General features: G+C 43.4%; 21 protein-coding genes. 7 read left to right on the forward strand and 14 right to left on the reverse strand.

What is annotated here, in order from left to right; all coding sequences use genetic code 11:
• Positions 1–13: 13 nt before the first annotated feature.
• The gene (locus NO992_RS16310) at positions 14–901 is read right to left on the reverse strand and encodes a LysR family transcriptional regulator (RefSeq protein WP_239979687.1); all 888 of its coding nucleotides are present in this window, start codon (positions 899–901) and stop codon (positions 14–16) included.
• A 107-nt stretch (positions 902–1008) separates the two neighbouring features.
• Here NO992_RS16310 and NO992_RS16315 point away from each other — a divergent pair, with 107 nt between their 5' ends.
• Together NO992_RS16315 and NO992_RS16320 are read left to right on the forward strand one after the other, a co-directional pair.
• Positions 1009–1575: an NADPH-dependent FMN reductase gene (locus tag NO992_RS16315; RefSeq protein ID WP_010376288.1), complete on the forward strand. Its 567-nt coding sequence runs from the start codon at positions 1009–1011 to the stop codon at positions 1573–1575.
• Positions 1576–1695: 120 nt separating this feature from the next.
• Positions 1696–2382 carry a 4'-phosphopantetheinyl transferase gene (locus NO992_RS16320; RefSeq protein ID WP_371378988.1) on the forward strand — a complete coding sequence of 229 codons (687 nt, stop codon included), beginning with the start codon at positions 1696–1698 and terminating at the stop codon, positions 2380–2382.
• 178 nt (positions 2383–2560) lie between these two features.
• Here NO992_RS16320 and NO992_RS16325 read toward each other — a convergent pair whose 3' ends face one another.
• The 4 genes from NO992_RS16325 to NO992_RS16340 form a co-directional block, all read right to left on the reverse strand.
• Entirely contained in the window at positions 2561–3076 is a 516-nt protein-coding gene (locus NO992_RS16325) for a DUF2489 domain-containing protein (protein WP_010376294.1), read from the reverse strand.
• Positions 3076–3663, reverse strand: coding sequence for a Der GTPase-activating protein YihI (yihI, locus tag NO992_RS16330; protein ID WP_017219192.1), 588 nt, complete (start codon positions 3661–3663; stop codon positions 3076–3078). Before yihI ends, NO992_RS16325 begins: the two co-directional genes overlap by 1 nt.
• A gap of 24 nt (positions 3664–3687) precedes the next feature.
• Positions 3688–4341, reverse strand: coding sequence for a class I SAM-dependent methyltransferase (locus NO992_RS16335; protein ID WP_371378992.1), 654 nt, complete (start codon positions 4339–4341; stop codon positions 3688–3690).
• 636 nt (positions 4342–4977) lie between these two features.
• Positions 4978–5610: a cytochrome c gene (locus NO992_RS16340; RefSeq protein WP_039494612.1), complete on the reverse strand. Its 633-nt coding sequence runs from the start codon at positions 5608–5610 to the stop codon at positions 4978–4980.
• A gap of 453 nt (positions 5611–6063) precedes the next feature.
• Between NO992_RS16340 and yihA the strand changes: the two genes are divergently transcribed.
• Complete coding sequence (yihA, locus tag NO992_RS16345) at positions 6064–6702, forward strand: ribosome biogenesis GTP-binding protein YihA/YsxC (protein WP_010607781.1); 639 nt, start codon at positions 6064–6066, stop codon at positions 6700–6702.
• 18 nt (positions 6703–6720) lie between these two features.
• On the opposite strand, the gene NO992_RS16350 is transcribed toward yihA, so the two are convergent.
• The 3 genes from NO992_RS16350 to polA all read right to left on the reverse strand — a co-directional run bounded on the left by NO992_RS16350 (position 6721) and on the right by polA (position 11051).
• Positions 6721–7251, reverse strand: a complete 531-nt coding sequence (locus NO992_RS16350; protein ID WP_308374358.1) for a DUF1285 domain-containing protein — start codon at positions 7249–7251, stop codon at positions 6721–6723.
• Positions 7238–7807 carry a YceI family protein gene (locus NO992_RS16355; RefSeq protein WP_010376305.1) on the reverse strand — a complete coding sequence of 190 codons (570 nt, stop codon included), beginning with the start codon at positions 7805–7807 and terminating at the stop codon, positions 7238–7240. Before NO992_RS16355 ends, NO992_RS16350 begins: the two co-directional genes overlap by 14 nt.
• 487 nt (positions 7808–8294) lie before the next feature.
• Positions 8295–11051, reverse strand: a complete 2757-nt coding sequence (gene polA / locus NO992_RS16360) for a DNA polymerase I (protein WP_253106408.1) — start codon at positions 11049–11051, stop codon at positions 8295–8297.
• A gap of 432 nt (positions 11052–11483) precedes the next feature.
• Here polA and elbB point away from each other — a divergent pair, with 432 nt between their 5' ends.
• The 3 genes from elbB to NO992_RS16375 all read left to right on the forward strand — a co-directional run bounded on the left by elbB (position 11484) and on the right by NO992_RS16375 (position 15564).
• Positions 11484–12134 carry an isoprenoid biosynthesis glyoxalase ElbB gene (elbB, locus tag NO992_RS16365; RefSeq protein WP_371378997.1) on the forward strand — a complete coding sequence of 217 codons (651 nt, stop codon included), beginning with the start codon at positions 11484–11486 and terminating at the stop codon, positions 12132–12134.
• Between the two features lie 245 nt (positions 12135–12379).
• Positions 12380–12772: a cytochrome c5 family protein gene (locus NO992_RS16370; RefSeq protein ID WP_010376308.1), complete on the forward strand. Its 393-nt coding sequence runs from the start codon at positions 12380–12382 to the stop codon at positions 12770–12772.
• 221 nt (positions 12773–12993) lie between these two features.
• The gene (locus NO992_RS16375; protein WP_371379000.1) at positions 12994–15564 is read left to right on the forward strand and encodes a diguanylate cyclase domain-containing protein; all 2571 of its coding nucleotides are present in this window, start codon (positions 12994–12996) and stop codon (positions 15562–15564) included.
• Here NO992_RS16375 and rep read toward each other — a convergent pair.
• The gene (gene rep, locus NO992_RS16380) at positions 15550–17565 is read right to left on the reverse strand and encodes a DNA helicase Rep (RefSeq protein ID WP_017219184.1); all 2016 of its coding nucleotides are present in this window, start codon (positions 17563–17565) and stop codon (positions 15550–15552) included. The genes NO992_RS16375 and rep overlap by 15 nt on opposite strands.
• Before the next feature lie 194 nt (positions 17566–17759).
• Here rep and NO992_RS16385 point away from each other — a divergent pair, with 194 nt between their 5' ends.
• Positions 17760–18029, forward strand: a complete 270-nt coding sequence (locus tag NO992_RS16385; RefSeq protein WP_010376312.1) for an accessory factor UbiK family protein — start codon at positions 17760–17762, stop codon at positions 18027–18029.
• Between the two features lie 66 nt (positions 18030–18095).
• Here the strand turns inward: NO992_RS16385 and can are convergent, their stop codons facing one another.
• The 5 genes from can to ilvA all read right to left on the reverse strand — a co-directional run bounded on the left by can (position 18096) and on the right by ilvA (position 23196).
• Positions 18096–18764: a carbonate dehydratase gene (gene can, locus NO992_RS16390; protein ID WP_010376314.1), complete on the reverse strand. Its 669-nt coding sequence runs from the start codon at positions 18762–18764 to the stop codon at positions 18096–18098.
• Positions 18764–19960 (reverse strand): methyltransferase, encoded by a 1197-nt coding sequence (locus NO992_RS16395; protein ID WP_371379006.1) that lies wholly within the window; start codon positions 19958–19960, stop codon positions 18764–18766. The genes can and NO992_RS16395 overlap by 1 nt, the downstream gene beginning before the upstream one ends.
• 27 nt (positions 19961–19987) lie before the next feature.
• Positions 19988–21040, reverse strand: coding sequence for an ABC transporter substrate-binding protein (locus NO992_RS16400; RefSeq protein ID WP_371379081.1), 1053 nt, complete (start codon positions 21038–21040; stop codon positions 19988–19990).
• A gap of 122 nt (positions 21041–21162) precedes the next feature.
• Positions 21163–21597 carry a hypothetical protein gene (locus tag NO992_RS16405; RefSeq protein ID WP_371379009.1) on the reverse strand — a complete coding sequence of 145 codons (435 nt, stop codon included), beginning with the start codon at positions 21595–21597 and terminating at the stop codon, positions 21163–21165.
• A 57-nt stretch (positions 21598–21654) separates the two neighbouring features.
• On the reverse strand, positions 21655–23196 hold the full coding sequence (ilvA, locus tag NO992_RS16410) for a threonine ammonia-lyase, biosynthetic (RefSeq protein ID WP_239979680.1): 1542 nt from the start codon (positions 23194–23196) through the stop codon (positions 21655–21657).
• Between the last annotated feature and the right edge of the window lies 1 nt (position 23197).

The raw sequence follows: 23197 nt of genomic DNA on the forward strand, positions 1-23197 counted from the left end.
CAATCTATTAGCCTCAACTCAAATTAGCAAAATGGCGCTTTAACACGTCACATAATGCCTGTACTTTGGCCGTTCGGTGGACCAGTACATGGGTAACTAGCCAAACTTGGCTTAGCCATTTTAACTCATCACGCAACACCGGCTGTAAATCTGGGTAACGTTTTGCTACATCGTGCTGTAGCCCACCAATACCTAAGCCATTAACAATGGCACGCGACGCATCTGACGTTTCAGATACCCTAAGCGTCACTTGTGTCTCAGGGATATGTTCATCTACCCAAGCGAAATATGGCACTCTTGCATTAAATCCGGCCACACCAGAGACAAAGTAATGCGCCTGTAACGCTTCAAGTGTTTTAGGGATCCCCATACGCTTGATATAGCTTGAAGACGCATACAAGCCTGCTTCTAAAGTATTTAGATGCTGCACTATGTAGTCGGGCTCATCGGGCTTTGGTCCTGCCCTCACCGCTACATGCGCCTGTCCGTGATCTAAGCGTAAACGCTTTTGGTCGAGAATGACTTCAAGTTGTACCTGTGGGTGTAATTGCTGAAAAGTCAAACAAGGCTCCGAGAGCATATCCATAAAGCCACTGACCGTTGTCACCAAAAGCTTACCTCTAAGCTGACTGTCCGAGGCAACAATAGAAGTACTCAACTCCATCAAGCGCTCGTCTATTTGACTCGCCGTCGCAAGTAGCTTTTCTCCTGCCTGTGTTACCTGATAACCTCGGGCATGACGGTGAAATAACCGCGTTCCCAATGCTTCTTCTAAGCTATTTATTCGTCTCAGTACCGTACTGTGGTGGATCTCTAAATGCTCAGCCGCCGCTGATAAGGTGCCAAGCTTGGCAACCGTGTAAGCGACCTTAAGATCCTGCCAATCTGTGAATTTATCCATAACCACCTCTGTGCATATATGCACACAAGCTTTGCGTTTATTTCGGTTTTGTGCAAGTAAAATTTTGCTACTATCACTTTAACGAAACAAAATAAGGTATCAGCAAGATGACTACAGCAAAAATTATCGCACTAGCAGGCAGTTTAAGAAAAGACAGCTACAACCAATTACTCATCCAAGCCGCGGCAAACTTTGCACTAGAAAGTGGCGCAGAAGTAGAAGTGATCAAGTTACAAGATTTAGATATTCCAATGTTCGATGAAGATCTTGAAGCGCAAGGCACACCAAAAGGTGCTCAACTTTTAAAAGACAAGCTGCGCGATGCCGATGGTATTCTATTAGCAAGCCCAGAATACAATGGTTCTTTCACTGCGGTGCTCAAAAATGCAATAGACTGGGCGTCTAGAACAGAACAAGGTGCAGTGCCAGCATTTAGAAACAAGGTAGTGGCGCTCTATGCAGCCTCACCAGGCGGCTTAGGTGGATTACGCGGCCTAAACCATGTCCGTGATGTGTTGTCTGGCATTGGCAGTTTAGTACTCGCAGACCAATTGGCTGTACCTGGCGCATTTAATGTATTTGATGACCAAGGTAAAATTAAAGACCCAGAACTTGCTGAGAAAGTATCAAGCCTCGCTCTGCAACTGGTGTCCGTTGCAAGTAAGTTAAAATAACTTTTAATCTCTCGTTCATATCTTGCTATGGACGCTTAGCTCATGCACACTAAGCGTCCAAAGCGAATTAGAGGCGCAATATCAGCCTTGTAATAATGGATACGAAAACGGGAGTCAGCTTTGCAAAGCACTCAGAGTCACCTATTTACCCCCTATCTCTCACACCATTTTCATTGCATTCAGTTTGATCCTGACAGCTTTGACGCGCTTTCCTTTGAACAGCAAAATATACTCCTGCCCGCTTCACTTGATAAATCGGTAGCGAAAAGGCGAGCCGAGTTTTTAGCAGGACGAATATGTGCCAAGACTTGCCTAGCGCAATTTGGACAAGGTGACTTTACGCTGCTTAACGGCTCCGATCGGGCGCCTATCTGGCCTGCTAATATTGTTGCCAGTATTACGCATACTCGAGGGATCGCGGCTGCGATTGCTACAGATGATATTGCCGTGAAAGGCTTAGGCATTGATATCGAAAGAGATATGAAACCGAAGCAAGAAGTCGAACTACAACGACAAATTCTACATCCTGAAGAAGCTGAAATTTTTGCGCTGTTCGGCGAGCAAGTGCACTGCCCATTGACTGTTATTTTCTCGGCCAAAGAAAGCATATTTAAGGCACTTTATAGCACGGTGCAAAAATTCTTTGGCTTTGATGCCGTCAAGCTGACTCAGTTTGATGACAAGAAACTTATTTTCACTTTGGTGGAAACGCTACACAAGGATTTAGGCGAAGGACAACAAGTGGAAGTATATTACCAATGCAAAGACGCCTTAGTGCTGACCGAGTGTGAATACATTGCAGAGTAAAATCATACCTGTTTGACTTAATACTTATAGCAATTAGTCTTAATTCTTGCTCAGTTTGAAGGAATAAATCTGACGCTAGCTGCGTTAAAAGTTTCTTATTTATAATTAAAAACGCCCACTTGGGGCGTTTAATCTGAAGTTTGGATAAGGATTCACTTACCCATTTTCAAAAGACAACTTACTGAAACACGACATTTTCACTGCCAGCAGCCGCTTTAAAGCGCGCTATCAGCTTTTCACAGTCCTGTAAGATCTCCGCTTCTAGGCGCTCTTCAGCACGCCAACGCTGGCTATCCATTTTGAAAATCTCTTTTTTAGAATACTTTTTACGCGCGTCATGAGTTGGCATTTCTTTGACTTCATCATACATCTGATAAACACCAGGATAACTCTGTTGTAAGTCAACTTCCTCGTCAAAGCTATATTGCGAGATGAGTACCCAAACTCGTAAACACCCTTCAGAATATTCACATTGTTTTTCCTTCATCGCACGCGCGATCAAGTTAACGCTATCCGCAATTTTTCCATTGCGCTGCTGCCGTGACTTTTCAAGCTCAGCAGCCTTTTGCTCGCGATGTTTGGCAATCTGCTCTTTTTGTACCTTCAGCTGCCATAGTAATTTACCCGCGTAAAACGCCAGTCCAGCAATAATCAGGGCACCAATAATGATTGCGATGATCCATGCAGTATTCATTACTTATCATCTTCCTCAAAGTCGTCGTCTAACCATTCATTTGCTAGATCATTACTCATAAACTGATCCATTGGATCATCATCTAGCATATCGCCTTCTTCAAACTCATCATCAATTCCTAAGATCTCACATAGTTCCTGATGACGTGCAATGCCGCGATTGAAGTATTTCGCATCTTTACCTGTTAGCAGTTCACCGCGTTCATGGCGTTCAAGTAGCGCCATCAAGCGTTCGTCATTTTCTAACTGCTCAAGCTCTTGCTCTGGAGTTAACGTCTCTACCGCTGTAGTTAACTTAACTTGTGGCTGTAGATGGCGCTTCATCTCAGGCTGTGTATTCGACTCAGCCGATTGTGGCTCTGCAACCAAAGAAATGGGCTTTTTACTACCAACACGCGGATCTTTATTGGTCGTCGTGTTTGATTGCTCTTTCACTAGGATCTCTGGTGCATTTCTAGAACCCGGCTTTTTACCCTTGGTTTTTTTGCTACGCTGCTCTTTGAGTGCACGTAATGCTTGGAGCTTTTCTTTACTCAGCCTTGGTGTTCCATTGGCTGCAACTTTACGTGTCTTTTTCTTTCTGGTCATAATTGGTTATCCAAAATTCTCGCGTTAACTACGCTTGGTGAGAATGATGACATCATTCCCAATAAATTCTAATTCACAATCCTGCTGCGCGGCAAAATACACAAAGCTTTCCCGGCTAAAAAATGAAATATGCGTTAGGTCATTTTTATAGTGCCAATTCGCAAAGCGTGCTTTATCAATGACGAGCTTAGTCATCAATGCCAGCGGCTTTCCCACATTTAAGCATGCTAACAATTGCGTTAATACTTTTGCAGGTTCTGCTAAATGTTCCACCACTTCTGTGCTCACGACAAAGTCATACTGACGAGTCAGTACACTGGTATCATTAGCATAGTACAGGTCAAACAAAGCCACCTGATGCCCAGCTTCTTCGAGCATTTTCGCAAGCAGCGGGCCTGGCCCACAGCCAAAGTCTAAACCTTGGCTTGGCGTCACCAAACGCGCCAACAGTGGATCCGCCACTCGTGCTAGAAAGCGACGATAGCCTTCATCGGCCAGATCGTTTTCATGGCTATCATAAATGGCCTTTTCTTGAGCTGGTGTTAATCTCGACTTGGGATCAACCATCACCAACTGGCAGGTTTGACATTGCCAGTACTGTCGATACTTGTCTTGATGGTAGGCTTCAAGCTGATTACCTTGGCACAGGCCACAACTGAATAGAGTTGAATCTTGCAATGGTCAACAGTGATTGCTTAATAAGGCGGCTATTGTATCAGGTATAATAGAGGCAACCAAATAAAAAGGCGGCAGAGATCACTCTCTACCGCCTACTAATCTGAGCGTCACAACTGGACACTTCTCCCTTCGACTTTTAAGTCTTATTATTATTCTTTTTATTTTATTGTCGTCCGTATTGTTTTTATTTTAGACTTCCGTGACACTTTCCATATTGTTTTTATTATGAGACTTCCGTGATTTTCTTATTCTCGGTCTTCCTGACGCTTTCTTGATAGTCCTTCGTATCCAACTAGATACATAACTTTGCCACCTACGCTTCCGTATCGAATTGTCCCTTTTTTTGTATTGCTTGGCGACAACGAATAATCTACGCTCCTGAGCTTGAGTTACAACTGTTTAATAACAAATTTCTTACCTTAATTTTTTTAATTAAACAGAAAAAAGATGAATTACATAAACTTACACTGAACAAGAGCTTAAAAATAAGCTAAAACTCACATGTTGCACAAGCAAATATCTCACATTAAAAGTGAGATATATCTCACAACCTCAACAACAAAAAAAGGCAGCCTATGCTGCCCTTTTTTCAATAGTAAGAGTTTACACTGAGAGAGGTAAACTCACTATACGACTTTAGTGTAGACCACCTAAGTACTTAGATAATACTTCGATGTCTTTGTCTGTAAGCTTCTGCGCGATATCACGCATCATACCATTCATGTCATTGTTACGAGTGCCATCACGGAACTTCTCAAGCTGTGATTTGATGTACTCAGGGTGCTGGAATGACACTTTAGGGAACTTAGCTAAAGAAGTACCGTTACCACGAGGACCGTGACACGCAGCGCAAGCTGGAATACCACGCTCAGCATCACCGGCTTTATATAGCTTCTGACCTACAGCAACAACATCTTCCGGCGTTGAACCAGCAGACATAGATAAAGAAGAGAAGTATGCGGCTAAATCTTTCATATCTTGATCTGACAGCGGCATAGCCATACCACTCATCACAGGATCCATACGCCCTTCTTTACCACCAGACGTCATACCTAGCTTAAACTCTTGTAGCTGCTTATAGATATAATCTGCATGCTGACCTGCGATTTTAGGATACATAGTCACAGGGGCATTGCCATCTGGACCGTGACATGCTGCACACGTTGCAGACTTTGCTTTACCTGCTTCCGCGTCACCATCGAATGCCGATGCGTTGCTTGCTGACAACGTACCAAGCAACATTGTTAAAGTTAATGCTATTTTTTTCATGGTAAATTCTCTGTTTCCGACCCTGTAATTTGTACCCTCGCGAACAAAGTCGCTCTCTTTATTGCTCGGGCAAATAATACCAATCAGTACTAATTAGGTTGTTATGTTAATCAGATGAATCATACATGCAAACTTAGCAAATATAACGCCAAACAGCACCGATCCATCTAAATACGCCTTGCTCAGTAGTGACTACTGATAGGTATACACTTTAGATTGACATTGCAATTTCTACATTCTACACGATATTACTTTCTCTGGCACGTTTTCTGCCCATATTAAGCTTATAATTTATAGGGACTTGACCTAGATTAATTAATATTGGGACGACGCTTCGGCCAATTAGCAACAAAAGCGGCATTTAGAACAAACCTCACAATGCTTTTGGTTTCCGTCATACTGTTATAAAATACGCAATTCCATCCGCGAAAGTTTAATCAGTTAGGAGTCAGCGTGCTAAAATCTCGCGTTAAATACAATCAGGCACAATTTATCACAAGTGCACCAGATATCAGTAAACTGCCACCAGACACTGGAATTGAAGTTGCTTTTGCGGGTCGCTCTAACGCTGGTAAGTCGAGCGCACTCAATACGCTTACAGACCAAAAGCTGGCACGCACCAGTAAAACACCTGGCCGGACTCAGCTTATTAATACTTTTTCTCTAGGTGAAGATCAGCGTTTGATTGATTTACCTGGCTATGGCTTTGCAAAAGTCCCATTAGAGATGAAAAAGAAATGGCAAAAAGCATTAGGTGAATATTTACAACGCCGAAAATGTCTTAAAGGGATTGTGGTATTAATGGATATTCGTCACCCTCTTAAAGATCTCGATATGGATCTCATCAACTGGGCGACTGGCAGCAATATACCGGTATTGGCGTTGTTGACTAAAGCCGATAAGCTAAAACAAGGTAAGCGCAAAGCAGAAGTACTTCAAGTACGTCGTGCGCTAGCTGAAATAGACGGTGATATCACCGTTCACGCATTTTCTTCTTTGAAAGGCATCGGATTGAACGAATTAGCGTGGAAACTGGATGATTGGTACTTAGGTCCGTTTGTTAAAGAAGCTCAAGAAGAAGCGAGCGAATAATCAAAACGCAGGGCGCGCCTAGCTAAGATAAAAGCGCGTCTTTGCCGACATCAGATAAAACCCTTTTTCATCTTCCTCGAGCAGTTCAGCCCACTGATAATAGACATTTCGTGAAATTCTAGCGGTTAAACCATAATTGAGTGTGAGAAATGGAATATCTCCCCCATTAACATGCTCAAGGGCTAGTGGAAACACATCACAAATGGGCCACTCACGGCCTAAATTATCTACAGCAATAATACAAGGTGATAACTCCAAAGCCGATGCTTCATCACAATAACGCCATTGCTCGATAATAAACGGATGAGCAAGCACCTCTATCTCACAACTTTCAGCTGGTGTTTTTAACCAATACTGCTGACCATCAAAGGTTAAAACACTAGCAAACAAGGCAACAAGTGATTGCCGTTTAATTTCACGCCCTTGATGAAACCAACGACCATCCGCTGCAATTTTTATGTCAGAAAAACCGCACGACGGCGCCGACCAATTTTCGGTCGGCGCATGAGTCGTAACATACTGTTTGATTAACGCATCAATTTTGTTCATCAAAAACCAAGTTGAAGCTAACAGGCACGCTAGTCGCGATAGTCTTCAGACCCGCAATTTCTCGTAGCGCTTCAATCCCTTTATCTAACCCAAACTGCTTAGAATCGAGAATAAATGCATGTACCGGTGTAACCACCAAGCCATTAGCACTTTTCGTTATCAGTAAGTCTAGGCTGATCTTTTGGATCTGACCATGCAGTGTCAATGTTGCTGTCACATCATTGATTTTTTGTGTACCAGCTTTAAGTTTAGCAAGCACTTCAGAAACATCAGCGTTAACTTTCGCCTTTGGGTGTTGCGCTACATTGAACAGCATCTTTTGCATGCGTTCATTACGGATCGGGATCATCGTTTCAACGCTTGCTAAATCAATATTAACCTCAAGCTCACCTTTAGCAGATAATGTACCATCTATCGTTTTAAAATGATGTACTTCTGCAACGCTAGTCTGTTTTACAGACACAAAACTAACATCGCTTTGTTGTTGATTAAATTGCCAAGCTGCGAACGCCTGAGAAGAAATAAGTGCACTACCTAAAAGAAGGTACTTTAGCATGACGACTTCCTTATGAAATGAGAGTGAATTGCATTTGAGCGCTCAGTGTAAAACGCAGTGCAAATTAAATAAACCTTTAATCTAAAACTGATGGCTAAGACTAGATATTATTCTTGATCTAAGACTAGAAATTGATTTGTTCAAGAGAAGAAAAAGACGGCCCGTAAAAGTTACGAGCCGCTATAGCAATCTGGGGAGAAGCTATCAATACACTGTATCCTCTTTCGAGAGATACATCATCAACAGGATGTCCTACAGGATGAGGACGGCGCGAACAATAACAAATAGACGTCCAGAAATAAACACCAAAAAGCAAAACTTGAGCCAATTTGATAAACTTTCAACGTTAATTTGTTTTTTGTTACTGGAGATTAACAGGAGCTACAAAATTAAGACGCTATGCTGCTAGTGTATACTTGCAAACAAAGATGAATGAAGTTGCACTAGTCTAATCGACTAGTGCAACTCGGGTAGATTTTAATATTGACTAGTGGGCTTGTTCCCAGTTGTCACCACTGTCGGCTTCAACTAATAACGGAACATCAAGTGTTGCCGCTGCGCTCATCAACTCGCAGATCTTTTCACTGTATTCAGCAACTTTATCACTGTGTACTTCAAACACTAATTCATCGTGCACTTGCATGAGCAACTGGATATCATTGCTATCACAGCTTTGTAGCCATTCATCCACTTTAATCATCGCTTTTTTGATGATGTCCGCCGCAGTGCCCTGCATCGGTGCATTGATGGCTGCACGCTCTGCTGCTTTTCTGCGAGCGCCATTACGCGCATTGATATCCGGTAGATACAAGCGGCGACCGAATAAGGTTTCTACATACCCTTTATCAGCAGCCTCTTCACGCGTACGCTCCATATACTCTAATACACCAGGGAAGCGTTCAAAGTACATATCCATATAATGTTGCGCTTCATTTCTTGGAATATCTAACTGACGTGACAGACCAAACGCACTCATGCCATAGATCAGACCAAAGTTAACCGCTTTGGCTTTTCGGCGCATATCAGAAGTCACTTCCTCTAGCGGCACGGAAAACACTTCAGACGCTGTTGCACTGTGTACATCTTTACCTTCAGCAAAGGCACTCAACAACCCTTTGTCTTGTGACAAATGTGCCATGATCCTAAGCTCGATTTGGCTGTAATCCGCCGCAACGATTTGTTTATTATTGTCGGCAACAAATGCCTGACGAATACGACGTCCCGCTTCATTACGGATTGGAATATTTTGCAAGTTAGGATCGCTTGAGCTTAGACGGCCCGTTGCGGTAACGGCTTGATGATAAGAGGTGTGCACACGACCAGTATCCGCATTAACCAATTTTGGTAGTTTATCGGTATAGGTTGATTTCAGCTTAGCTAAGCCACGATGCTCAATAATAAGTTTTGGCAGTGGATAATCATGCGCCAACTCTTGTAGCACTTCTTCAGCCGTTGAAGGCGCGCCTTTTGGCGTTTTCTTAATCACTGGCAGCTCAAGTTTGTCGAACAATATCGCTTGCAATTGCTTTGTTGAACTCAGGTTGAACTCCTCACCAGCAATTTCAAAGGCCTGTTGTTCAAGCTCACCTAAGCGTTTTTCAATCTCAATACTTTGCTTCGCGAGCATATCACCATCGATGTGCACACCAGTACGTTCAATGCGAGAAAGTACACTCAGCAGCGGTAATTCAATTTCTGTAAATACTTGCTTAAGGCGATTTTCTTTTTCAATTAGCGGCCAAAGGTGTTGATGTAACCTCAGCGTAATATCAGCGTCTTCCGCGGCATAAGGTGCCGCCTTTTCTAGCTCAATTTGGTTAAAGGTCAGTTGGTTCTTACCTTTACCAGCGATGTCTTCAAAGCTAATGGTTTTATGGCCTAAATATTTTAGCGCCAAGGAGTCCATATCGTGACGAGTTCCAACACTGTTAAATACGTAAGACTCCAACATGGTATCAAAAGCGATCCCCTGCAGTTCAAGCCCTGCACGAGCAAGCACACTTTGATCATATTTTAAATTTTGACCCACTTTTTTGATCTGAGGATCTGCAAGTAGTGGTGCCATGATCTCAAACACCATATCTTGAGAAAGCTGCTCGGGCGCTCCCACATAATCGTGATTGATTGGTAAGTAAGCCGCTTCGCCCGGTGCAACCGCAAAGCTCATTCCTACTAGATCCGCCTGCATATAGTTAACACTGGTGGTTTCAGTATCAAAAGCGATGAGTTGGGCTGCTTTTAACTTAGTTACCCAGTCATCAAGCTGTGCTTTTGTCAAAATAGTCTCGTATTGGGTGTCGACCTGCGCCGCCGCAGGCGCCGACCCTTCAGCCTCCACATCAACGATATCAGCTTGTGACTGACCATCCAGCAATTCAGCTAACCAACGCTTAAATTCACACTGACCATATAGCTCGATTAAGCGATCTTTGTCCATCTCAGCTATCTTAAATTGCTCTAAGTCTTGCTCTACTTCACAATCCAGCTTAATGGTGGCTAATTCATATGACAATTTTAGCTGCGCTTGGTGTTCCTCTAGTTTTTTCGCCATGGTTTTTGAGCCACGAAAACCTAAATCAGCAATTTTGTCTAAGTTTTCGTAGAGCGAATCAATAGAGCCTAACCCCTGAAGCATCGCCAATGCCGTTTTTTCACCAACACCAGGTACGCCCGGAATATTATCGACCTTATCTCCCATTAACGCGAGATAGTCGATGATCAAGTCAGGACCAATACCAAATTTATCCACTACCCCTTCAGGGTCTAAGATCGTATTCGTCATTGTGTTGATCAACGTGACATGTTCATTGACCAATTGCGCCATATCCTTATCACCAGTGCTGATTAGCACATGGCGACTTTGCTCTGACGCTATTTTAGAGAATGTACCGATCACGTCATCAGCCTCAACACCACTTATACTTACCAGTGGTAGGCCCATTGCTTTAATTATTTCGTGGATCGGCTCAATTTGCGTTCTCAGATCATCCGGCATAGGTGGGCGATGCGCTTTATATTCGCTATACATTTCGTTGCGAAAAGTCGGCCCTTTAGCGTCAAAGACTACTACCATATGACTTGGTTGATATTGCTTAAGCAAACTCTTAAGCATATTGATCACACCGTAGATCGCACCAGTTGCTTCACCTTTTGAATTTGTTAAATGTGGTGGCGCATGATAAGCACGAAATAAATAGGAAGAACCATCAACCAAGATCAACGGATTTTGAGGGATCTGAGACATAAATATTGGATCCTAAATTAGTCTTTTGTGGAGTAGAATGTAAGGATGCCACAAGGCACAAGATAAAACGAGTTTCGCGTTATCTCATCATTTAGATAAATCGTGCTGCACCTGTGGATAACTTTGTAGACAAACACGAAAAATCGCTCCGGAACTTTGTTTTAAAAGTCAGAGTGCAAACTAAAACTTTGATTTACTTGCGTTTTTTGTGCCTTTTTTATTGTTATTATCTTTACCGCTTTGTGGATAAAGAATTTTTTTAGTCACGCTTAACAAACTGGGTGAGTAAAAAATAGCCTGATTTTCTCAAGCGGAGGAGTATACTAACACAATTGATCAAAGATCATAGAAGATCCTTTATAATTTTTTAATTCGTGCATAATTCTTTTTATGCATATAGCGCGCATGATGTGACATTGAAGGGAGAAATGAATGAAAAAAGTAGCGGTAATTTTAAGTGGCTGTGGTGTATTCGACGGTGCCGAGATCCACGAGTCAGTATTAACACTACTCAATCTTGAAAAAGCAGGGGCAAGCTATCAGTGCTTTGCACCTAATATTGATCAATTCCATGTGATCAATCACATCACCGGTGAAGAACAAGATGAACGTCGTAATGTTCTTGTTGAAGCCGCCCGCATTGCACGCGGAGAAATTGCAGATCTGGAAACATTAAGTGCTGACGAATTCGATGCTTTGGTATTACCAGGAGGTTTTGGTGTAGCAAAGAACCTTTCCGATTTTGCTTTTAAAGGCGCAGACTCTACGATCCTTGAAAGCGTAAAGCGCGTATGTCGTGAGTTCAATCATCAGCAAAAGCCTATTGCTTATTTATGTATTGCGCCAGCACTCATCGCCCATATCCATACACCGGGTACACTCGCAACCATAGGTAATGATGTTGATACCGCAGCGGCAATTAATACGCTTGGTGCAAAGCACGTGGATTGTGAAGTGACCGAGATCGTCGTTGATGACAATGAAAAAGTTATTAGTACACCGGCATATATGCTAGCATCATCCATCCTTGAAGCCGCGACAGGCATCGAAAAGGCGGTGATTAAACTCATCGAAATGGCATAGAGGCGATCACTTCCCCCCATCCATTCGTATTAGTAAAGAAAAACGTCAAGGCCGAGCAATTCGCATTTCGGCCTTGAACGATTGCAAATTTAGGCAGAAAAGCTTGCCCTAACGCAATAAATTAATGGTTTTAACCATTTATACTCAAGTTTACGTTTTATAAATGAACAGGTGACGTTATAATCCCAATAATTCCGTCATCCATTATCGTGATTGAACACGTTCAAACGAAGTGAGCAAGGTAAATGAAAAAACTTTCAGCAGCACTTTTATTGCTATCAACAGCCGCAGTTGCGCAACCATACGACAATTCTTTAACTGAAGAAGCGATTAAGAAACGTCTTCAGCCTATCGGCTCAGTATATTTAGCTGGTGCTGAAAGTGCAGCAGAAGCCGAGCCATCAGGACCTCGTTCAGGTGAGCAGGTTTATCAAGCGGCATGTTTCGCTTGTCACGGCACCGGCGCATTAGGTGCACCAAAAACAGCCGACGATTGGGCACCGCGCCTAGCGAAAGGTAAAGACGTATTACTAGATCATGCGATCAATGGCTTCAATGCAATGCCTCCTCGCGGTACTTGTATGAACTGCTCGGATGATGAGATTGCAGCAGCAATCGATTTCATGACAAGTAAATAAGTATTTCAACTTCTGTATTTAGGGTAGAAAGACTTATTGGACAGTGCAGCGTTTATCGCTGCATTTTCGTCTCAATATAGTGTCATCAAAGCCGTGATTAACACTGGTTTGATATCGCTTTATAAAGCGAACAGGAATGAGAAATTTACACTTGACCGTCTCGGCTAAAAGTGAAACTATTAAGCTCAATAATTAAACAACAATAAGAACTGGTTTCGTCATTGGAAGAGCCACAACAGCAGGTTAGGAGACTATCTCGGCGAACCGCCAGATTAGAGTCTTTACTCAAAAAGTATAAAAGAAAGTCTCAACTTCAATACACATTAATTCAGTTATCAGAACAGGCTAGTACTGTTGCTGAGCTTACCCTGTTGTATCCCGCAATCCACAATATTCTATCTCAATATTTACCCAGCAAAAGCTTTTATGTTGTCCTGCAAAATCGCTTTACTCAAGCGCTTGAGCTATCGTATTTTGTTGATGAAAAAGACGGTATTTCTGTCCCACTTCATGAAGCACATCACTTTAAAGATGGTGTGACTGGCTTTGTATTTAAAACCGGCGAAACCGTTTATCTCACTAAAGATGACATGCTATCGCGAGCCAATGCTGGCGAGTTTAAGATAATGGGCAGTCAAGCAGAGCATTGGGTGGGTGTACCTATCTATCGCGACGGCGCAATTATTGGCGTGATGGTATCGCAAAGCTACGAAGCAGAGCAATCCTACAGCGATCATCAAGTTGAGTTGCTTGAAGTCATGTCACTGTATCTGGCCACAGCAATTGAACGCGTTAAAAAGCGTGAGTTATTAGAGTCTGAAGTGAAAATTCGCACGCGGGCACTAATGCAAAGTAATGAAGCACTTAATAAAGAGATAGAAAACCGCAAGCGTGCGCTAGAAAGACAGCAAATCTTATTCAAGATTTCTGAATTAGCAACCCAGTTCTCCGATATTGACGATGTTTACCAACAAGTTCACGACATTATTCGTTCTATTACTTTTGCCGACAACCTCTACATAGCGCTTTACGATAAAGAGACGAATTGGCTTACCTTCCCGTATAGCGTTGATGAAAAAACCAATTATAACCCTCGCCCATTTGCAAAAGGGTATAGTGAGCTGGTCATTCGTACTGAGCAAAGCCAGTTAATAGACAGTACCCGCGCCAAATCCTTAGCACTAGAGGGAACAGTAGAGCGCCCAGCAGGCTATAACCACAAGCTTGCAGCAACCAGCTGGCTTGGTGCACCATTAAAAACCGCTACTGGCGTCATCGGCCTGATCGCATGTCAGGCTTATGAGCACAAACACGAGTTTAATTATGATGATGTAGAGCTGATCTCTTTTGTATCTAATCAGATTGCCTCTGTACTACAAACGCATCTAGCGAACCAAGCACTTAAGATCAGTCACCAGCAGCTAGAACATCGAGTTGCGGAAAAAACCAAAGAGTTACAGCAAGCCAATTTACACCTGCAAATGCAGATGGAAGAACGCAAAAAGATTGAGCAACAGCTTTATCATGATGCTCATCATGATTCACTCACGGGTCTTCCAAACCGTAGTTTGTTTTTAACTCAGCTCGAAAAGACGCTAAAGAAACATCATCGTTATCCCGAAGATAATTTTGCCGTTCTGTTTATCGACTTAGATAAGTTTAAAGACATTAATGATGAATTAGGTCACCAAGCTGGTGATCAGTTTTTGGTGTGGGTGGCACAGTCATTCTTAGAGTGTATTCGTGAACACGATTTATTAGCTCGACTTGCTGGTGATGAATTCGTGATCTTACTTGATCACCTAACCGATCGTCAGCAAGCGGAAGATGTCGCCAAGCGCATTATCAAAGTCATGCAGCAACCTTTCTGTTTGAAGGGGGTATGCATGCAAAGCGGTGCCAGCATAGGGATCACCTACAGTAATAAGCTATACCGTAACACCGATGAAATCATCAGAGATGCCGATGCGGCAATGTACTATGCTAAAAACGCTGGCCGTGGTCGCTATGAATTTTATCATCCATTGCTAACCGCAAGCTCAAATGCTCAAAAGCAGCAAGAGCAGCATCACTTAGATAAGCTCCCTACCCACTTCCGCTGTACTGAAATCGTGAACTGGTCTGATAACGCCCAACCAATTGGCTTTTTGGAAGCCTTTGGCGAGCATCCAGTGTTAGGCAGCACCAGTTTTGATATTCTGAAAAAGTTTGCCGCAGAAAAATCTCAACTGCTTGAAATTGAATTGCATCTGCTTAACAAAGCGCAAGAAATAGCCCTTAGCCGCGATGAAGATATGCTATTTGGTTGCTCTGCAATGTTACTAGAAAGCGCACATTTTGACGCGCTAAAGCAGCAGCTTAAGCGGCAAGACAAACCACTTTGTTTGCTCTTCGAAGAAAGCGAAATTCGCTTTGCTTCTAGTCAACAGGTATTAAATCTCAGAGCCTTAGCCGATATGGGGATCCCTATTGGCTTGAATAATTTTGGTAAAGATCGCTGCGATCTAACCCTAATCAGCCAAGTTGACTTTACCTATGTCTTATTAAGCTCGACGTTTAGTAAACGCGTCTTACAGCAAACGAGTTATGAGGTTCAATTACAAGGTATTTTAGCCGTTACTAAGGTGAAGAGTATTAAGGTCATCGCCCGGGGTCCTGCGATTTTAAACTTTAGAAGCTTGCTGGAAAAGCATGGCTTGCAGCTGTTTTTTGGCAAACAGCAAATGCTGGATAAGGGCAACGAACGTGTAGCCTTTATCCAGAGTTTTGATAACGAATCAGTCCCGTCTTAGCATTGCCCGTAAATTCGCAACGTTAGACTTACCTTTTTCCATTCGTTCTGCCTGTGTCGCCACAGGCTTTTTCCCTTCAATTTGTAAATCATCTTGCGGCAATTCTTGTACAAAGCGACTCAGCTCTGGGGTGATCTGCTCACCAAATTGACGACGACTTTTGGTATAAGTCAATGTTAAGGTTTGCTGAGCTCGAGTTATACCAACGTAGGCCAAACGCCTTTCCTCTTCGACATTATCTTCATCAATACTCGTTTGGTGAGGTAGTAAGCCTTCTTCCATCCCCACCATAAATACGTGTGGATATTCCAAACCTTTGGACGCATGCAGCGTTAATAACTGTACTGCATCTGAGTCATCTTCCTCTTCATTGCGCTCAAGCATATCTCTTAATGTGAGTTTGCTTACCACTTCTGGCAGTGTCATGGCGGGGTTATCAGCATCTCCCGTGAGCATATCACTTATCCAACGGTATAATTCTGATACGTTTTTCATCCGCATTTCCGCAGCTTTTGCACTGGGAGATGACTCGTACAGATACGCTTCGTAATTAATTTCACGGATCATATCTTTTACCGCTTCCAAGGTATCTCCGCGGGTTGCTCGGTCGGAAAGCTCAACCACCCAGCGCGCAAATCCCATCAATGCATTTAAGCCACGACCCGCCAAGCGATCTGAGAGCTCTGACTCAAAACACGCCGCAAATAGACTGATATGGCGCTCGTTGGCAAAGCTACCTAGCTTTTCTAGTGTCACCGGGCCAATCTCGCGTCGTGGGGTATTGACGATACGTAAAAATGCGTTGTCATCATCTTGGTTCACTAAGAATCGTAAATAAGCCATGATGTCTTTGATTTCACTGCGTGCAAAGAACGACATACCGCCACTGATTTTGTATGGAATACGGTTGGTCATGAGTGCCTTTTCAAACACTCGAGCTTGATGATTACCGCGATAGAGCAATGCATAGTCGCGATAGCTGGTACGTTTCATAAACTTGTGTGAAATGATCTCCGCGACCACACGCTCCGCTTCATGCTCTTCGTCACGAGTCGCTATCACACGGATCGGGTCGCCATACCCCAGCTCACTGAACAGTTGTTTATCAAATTCATGGGGATTGTTGGCGATAAGAATATTCGCGGCTTTTAGAATCCGACCTGCACTACGGTAGTTTTGTTCCAACTTGATAAGTCTTAGGCCCGGAAAGTCTTTGCTCAACAGCACTAAGTTTTGCGGTTTAGCGCCACGCCATGAATAGATAGACTGATCATCATCACCAACCACAGTAAAACGTGCGCGCTCACCAACGAGCAGTTTCACTAACTGATACTGGCTGGTATTGGTATCTTGATACTCATCCACCAGCAAATAGCGGAATCGTTGCTGCCAGCGCTCTCTCACATCAACCGACTGATTCAAAAGCAAAGTTGGGATCATAATAAGATCATCAAAGTCTAAAGCATTGTAAGCACGCAGCTGTGTTTGATAACGCGCATAAAGCTGAGCGAATAGCGCTTTTTGTGGCTCTCGCGCCTCTCGAATAGCACGCTCTGGCAAAATAAGCTCATTCTTCCAGTTACCAATCTGCATTTTTAGCAAGTTGAGTAAGTCTTTATCACGCTCAAGCTCTTTTTCAGTGAGTTCACTTAACAACTGATTGGTGTCTTGATCATCAAACAAGGAAAAGCCGGGTTTATAACCCAAGGTCTTGACCTCTTTTTTGATGATTTCCAGCCCTAATGTATGGAATGTCGACACCCATAAACCCTTAGCTTCTTGCTTGCCCAAAGTTTGTGCCACCCGTTCTCGCATTTCTTTCGCCGCTTTGTTGGTAAAGGTGACCGCTGCGATATTCTTGGCTTTGTATTCACACTGCTGCACTAGGTAGGCAATTTTATTGGTAATAACCCGGGTTTTACCTGAGCCCGCCCCTGCCAATACAAGGCATGGACCACTGATATATTTTACCGCTTCGTCTTGTTTTGGGTTGAGCTTCATGCAACTAATCCGGTTATCTTCTCGCTTGGCACAATGTTGGCAACAACTGTCAGTGCTGAGGGGTTGAGGCATTCTTATAAACTAAGCATGCTAGTTTACCGTATTCATGTAAAACTATGAAGCGAACCTTTTCCGTCTGCGGCGCATAAGGTAAGATGGACTGTGTATACTGACTCGCAAGCTAAGGTAAGAAGATGATTAATCCAGCCAAAATTGAAGAAATTGCTAAGCAAATTTCCAGTAACATGCCACAGGGCGTAAAGAATCTTGCTGAAACATTTGAAGCAAGAACGAAACAGGCGATCCAGAGCAAATTATCAGAAATGGATTTTGTTAGCAGAGAAGAGTTTGATATTCAAAGCAAAGTGCTGATCCGCACGCGTGAAAAATTGGTTGAACTTGAAGAAAAAGTGGCGCAGTTAGAAGCACAACTTGCCAGCCAAGCATCCGACTCGCAGGAATAAGCAACCAAAGCTTTGGAAAGTAAAGCGTGCGCTTGTGGCGCACGCAATCTCTAAACTATGTTGACCCTAGCAATAGCGCTGGTTCACGCCAAGCAGAGACTTTTCATAGCAAAGCGACAGTTGCTCCATATCTTCTACGGCGTTCACCACCTCATTCAAGAGACCATCAGCTAGACCATAGACCCACCCATGTACCGTCAAAGTTTGACCTCGCTGCCAAGCATCTTGAACAATATTGCTCTGACACACGTTGCGCACCTGTTCAACCACATTTAGCTCACAAAGCGCCGCACACTGCTTTTCTTTGCTCACTTGTTCAATAATCGCTTGGTGTTTCTCTTTCACATCAGCGACATGACGCAGCCAGTTATCAATAAGGCCAAACTTAGCATTATCGAGCACCGCTTGCACTCCACCGCAACCGTAGTGACCAACCACCATAATGTGATCCACTTTGAGCACCTCAACCGCGTACTGCATGACCGACAAACAGTTGTGATCGGTATGCACCACGACATTGGCAACATTGCGGTGAACAAACAATTCTCCAGGCATTAAATCAACAATCTCGTTGGCAGGCACACGAGAGTCAGAGCAGCCAATCCATAAATAATCTGGATTCTGTTGTTGCGACAGTTTTTTGAAAAACTCAGGATCACTGGCATTGGTGCGATCTGCCCACTGTTTATTATTATCGAGTAAGTGACTCAGCGGACTTGGGCTCGTTTTACACATTAATGGTTCTCCGACTGACGTTCAGCCTGTATCAAAATATTCCTTGGGGTGAGTGACTTTTCGCAAAAAGTACTAAGGGTGACATCATACCCAGCTGCTTGCAGATATAAAACCCTATCTAGGACCAACCAGATCTCAATCGCACGACGAAACACGTGTCGTACTAGCTCAATTCTGTCCGTTACTTGTTTTCGTTCACGCCCAATACGTTCATATTGGTCAAAATCAATTCCATCAGGCAGGGCAAGCTGCTTCTGCTCAGCTGCCCAATAACAGAATTCACTAAACGACCCAGAAAAAATAGCCTTATTGACCGAAGGCACACTCACGTAATGTTTATCTGCGGTAAGTTCTCTACGAAGCGCATCAAACCCTAGGCGCCAACTTACCTCTTTTTTACGTACTTGTGCCACTCTCCCGGGCGCTGTAACTGTCTCTTGCAGCGCAAGCTTCATATCGTGATGAGACAAATTGAGCTGACTCTGCTGTGCTTCAACACTCATGGCTTGATAATCAGGTGGTGTAAATAAGTGATAGCAGCACGGAGAGAGCGATAGCTTTTTCATACCATTCGCCACCGCTTGGTGCATAAATACACGATGTAATTCACCACATGCATGCAGTGCAATACCATGGCGATTTTCAACGAAGTGGTGATGTATGTCATCTTTCAGCACGTCGGCACAATGAAAATGCAAGTTTAGATTTTGCCGCTTCGCGCTTTCCTCTCCTTGTTGACACAGATCCGCTTGAAGCTCAATACTGTTCACTTCAGGCGCGCCATGATAAGAAAGTAATCGACCTAAATGACCTTTACCTGCGCACCACTCTAGTACCGATGCCTTGGTTTCATTTACTGCGGCAACAAAGTCTTGAAGTTGCTCTAATTTACGCCCTTTTATGCCATTACTCAGCCAAAATGGTAACTCATCTCTACGGCCCACTTTTTGCGGTAAAGCACTTAAGACCGTAAGTTGTTCAAGTTCGGGAATATAGCGACTAAAAAAAGTAAAAAGGGCATCAGTGTCACTGTCTAATGTTGATACTGCATCGTCGCTTAACCGCAGTAATTCAGATTGCAGTTGTGGCCAGGGAATAGTGAGATGCTCAAAAGCAACGACTTGCCAATATTGTCGGGTATCGAATAATAATTTATCTAGAAGTTGAAAGCGTTTGCTCAGTTCCACAATGGCCACGGTTGTCAGGGAAACAATACCCTTATTCTAGCGTAATTGTTGATGATATTTACGAGAAAAAATTAAGTGGATATACATTGGGATACAAACCAATGTCAAAATCGCTGCAATAATCAACACCCAAGATAGCTTAGGTTGTTCATTCTTCACTTCTGAATAAATAAAGCGCGATTTGTGTTCATGAAATTGACTCACATCTAAGTGATATAGCTGTGCTATCCATTGCCATTTTGCCGTCGACATTGTTCCAATTGGAATATTAGCCACCTTTATGAACTCCCTTAACTTCTCTGCCTCAAATGCGAGCTGTTCTAGGGGTTTTTGGGTAGCGTATTGCTGTTTAGTTATCGCTAAGGTTTCTTCTAGATGTAACATAGCGTACCGCCAACCTTTAAGGCTCGCACGACGAAAGCGTTTAACAAGCTCAGGGCGGTTTTCTAGTACGCTTTCCGTAGTAAAGAGCACGTCAGCATAAACGTTTAAACCAAACTGCTTAGGGCAAATTTCACGGGTTGATAGACCGCTTTGCTGCACGGTATAGGGCTCATTGGTGCTATAAACTTGCATCGCATCAAATTTACCCGCGATAAAGTCTTTCAGTGGCTCACTGCCTGAATACAAGCGCATATTTTGTGTATTGACGCCTGCACGTTGCAACATCATGAGCAACTCACCGTTTTCTGTGTGTCCTAAATGACTGAGGCGTTTCCCCTGAAAATCACGGGGAACATAAATATCACTGTCGGCTCTTACCATCCAACAATAAGGAGAAGACTGTAGTATCGCAGCAAGCGCCACGAATGGCTTACCGTTGAGCTTTTGTTTTAAAAGGCCTGAGTGAAACACACCGAACTGTGCTTGCCCGTATAGCACGCGAAAATCAACGTTAGGATTATTGGGATCGGCAGGAAGGATCTGAACGTCTAACCCTTCCCTATGATAAAACCCTTTTTCCTTTGCCATATAGTAACCAGCAAACTGAAATTGATGCGTCCACTTTAACTGTAATGTGACTTTTTCAAGGGCTGCAATCTGAGTGCTCAAAAATAAAAGTAATAACGCAACATAGTACCTAAACATCATATCCTTGCGTTTTTCAACTGATAATAGCTAACTATAGTTTACGGTGCTCAGGCTGCCATTAAGATTGGGTAAGTATTGAATATGACAGTGAGTTAAGTACTACTTTAACTGACTAAGGTTCAAAGCAGCTGTACGTTGCAATTCTCTATATGTGTACCTAGTATGTTCTTAAGGTGATGATAGATCTGATCTTGGCTACCTTTGCACATAATGTCATAGCCATTACCATTATTCTTCTCGATGATCCCAAGGTAATTATCATCAATAGCGACAGACTCAACTTGCGCTATTGGCATCATAATTTTATTTGTCCCGTAGATGAGCATTAACTTCTCGCCCTCTTTTAATAACATTTGCTCTGGGCGTCTGTTGGTACCGATATCACCTTGGAGTACGACCGATATCACTGTAATTGCAAACGCAATTGGCAAGAAAAGTGTGTGTTCGATCAGATCTGGCCAAAGTGCACTCGCACCAAAATATAAGCCCGCAAGTAATACAAGCCTTGTAACTAACGTTATGAAGATGTCCTTGTTTTTTCTTTTTCTAATCATGTAATCCACTGATAAAATTAGATACTTTCATGACCAGCGTACCTAATTCAGTACTTATTATCCAGCCTTTTGCTTTGCTAACTGCTCGCCATGCAAAAAGCGTGTAAAACACGGGTTATCTGTTTCTTCTTGAAACTGATACGCTAACTTTGCAAGATGTTCATCAAAGCGCTCATAATCACTGGGCTCAACTTCAAAAGCGGCTAACACATTGCCTTGTGCCGCACCGTGATTGCGATAATGAAATAAAGTAATATTCCAATTACAGCCGAGCATGTCTAAAAAGCGTGCTAATGCGCCTGGATATTCAGGAAATTCAAACCGCAATAAACGTTCATTCATGACGCTCGGCGGTTTGCCGCCTACCATATATCGCACATGTAACTTTGCCAGTTCGTTATCTGATAAGTCATCAAACAGATAGCCATTTTGATGCAACGAGGCGGTTAACTCAGTTAGCTCTTGTTGGCCATTTCTAAGCCCAACACCAACAAAAATTTGCGCTTCGCCACAGCCAGCATAGCGATAATTAAACTCAGTGATCGCTCGGCCACCAAGAGAGTGACAAAAACGCTTAAAGCTGCCTTTTTCTTCAGGGATAGTCACCCCGAGCAATGCTTCATGTTTAGCACCTAGCGCCGTTCTTTCGGCGATATATCTCAACCGATCGAAGTTTAAATTAGCGCCTGACAAGATAGCCGCAACACTCAGCCCCTTTTCACCCGTTTGCGTGAGCCACTTCTTCAAACCCGCGGTTGATAACGCGCCGGAAGGCTCTGCAGTTGCTCTCGTCTCCACAAAAATATCTTGAACCGCCGCACAAATTTCATCGGCATTAACCGTCACGACTTCATCACAAAACTTTTGTGCTAATCGAAAAGTTTCAGTGCCAATAAGCTTCACCGCTACACCATCCGCAAAACCACCGACTCGCTCAAGCTCCACGGGTTTTCCGGCTTCTAACGCGGCTTTAAGGCATGCGCTGTCCTCAGCTTCTACCCCAATAACACGGATATCAGGGCGAAGTGACTTCAAATACACCGCCATTCCCGCAAGCAAACCACCTCCTCCTACGGGAATAAATACGACGTCTAGTTCATCAAGTTGCTGAATTAACTCTCGCGCCACCGTACCTTGGCCGATGATCACATCTTTATCATCAAATGGTGGGACAAAAACACCATTTTGCGCTTCACAAAGATCTAGCGCGTACTGCTTTGCCGCATCAAAATGATGGCCGTGTAAGATCACTTCACCACCGAGCTTACGAACCGCGTTGACCTTGATCTCTGGCGTAGTCACAGGCATAACAATCGTGGCGTGCTGACCTAGATGCGTTGCACTTAGTGCAACCCCTTGAGCATGATTACCCGCAGAAGCGGTATACACCCGCGATCCTTTCGGCAACTGACGTAGCTTGTTATACGCACCACGCAATTTGAAAGAATAGACCGGCTGTTGGTCCTCTCTTTTCAGCCAAATTTGGTTACCAAGCTGGGCTGACATTTGCTCTAATTGATTAACTTGCGTTACCTCAACGAGCGGTGCCACATTCGCCTGAATAATGGCTCTAAAGTAATCAAGCTCTTGGGAAACCATC

The organism is Pseudoalteromonas sp. DY56-GL79, assembly GCF_041414765.1.
GTDB lineage: Bacteria > Pseudomonadota > Gammaproteobacteria > Enterobacterales > Alteromonadaceae > Pseudoalteromonas > Pseudoalteromonas piscicida.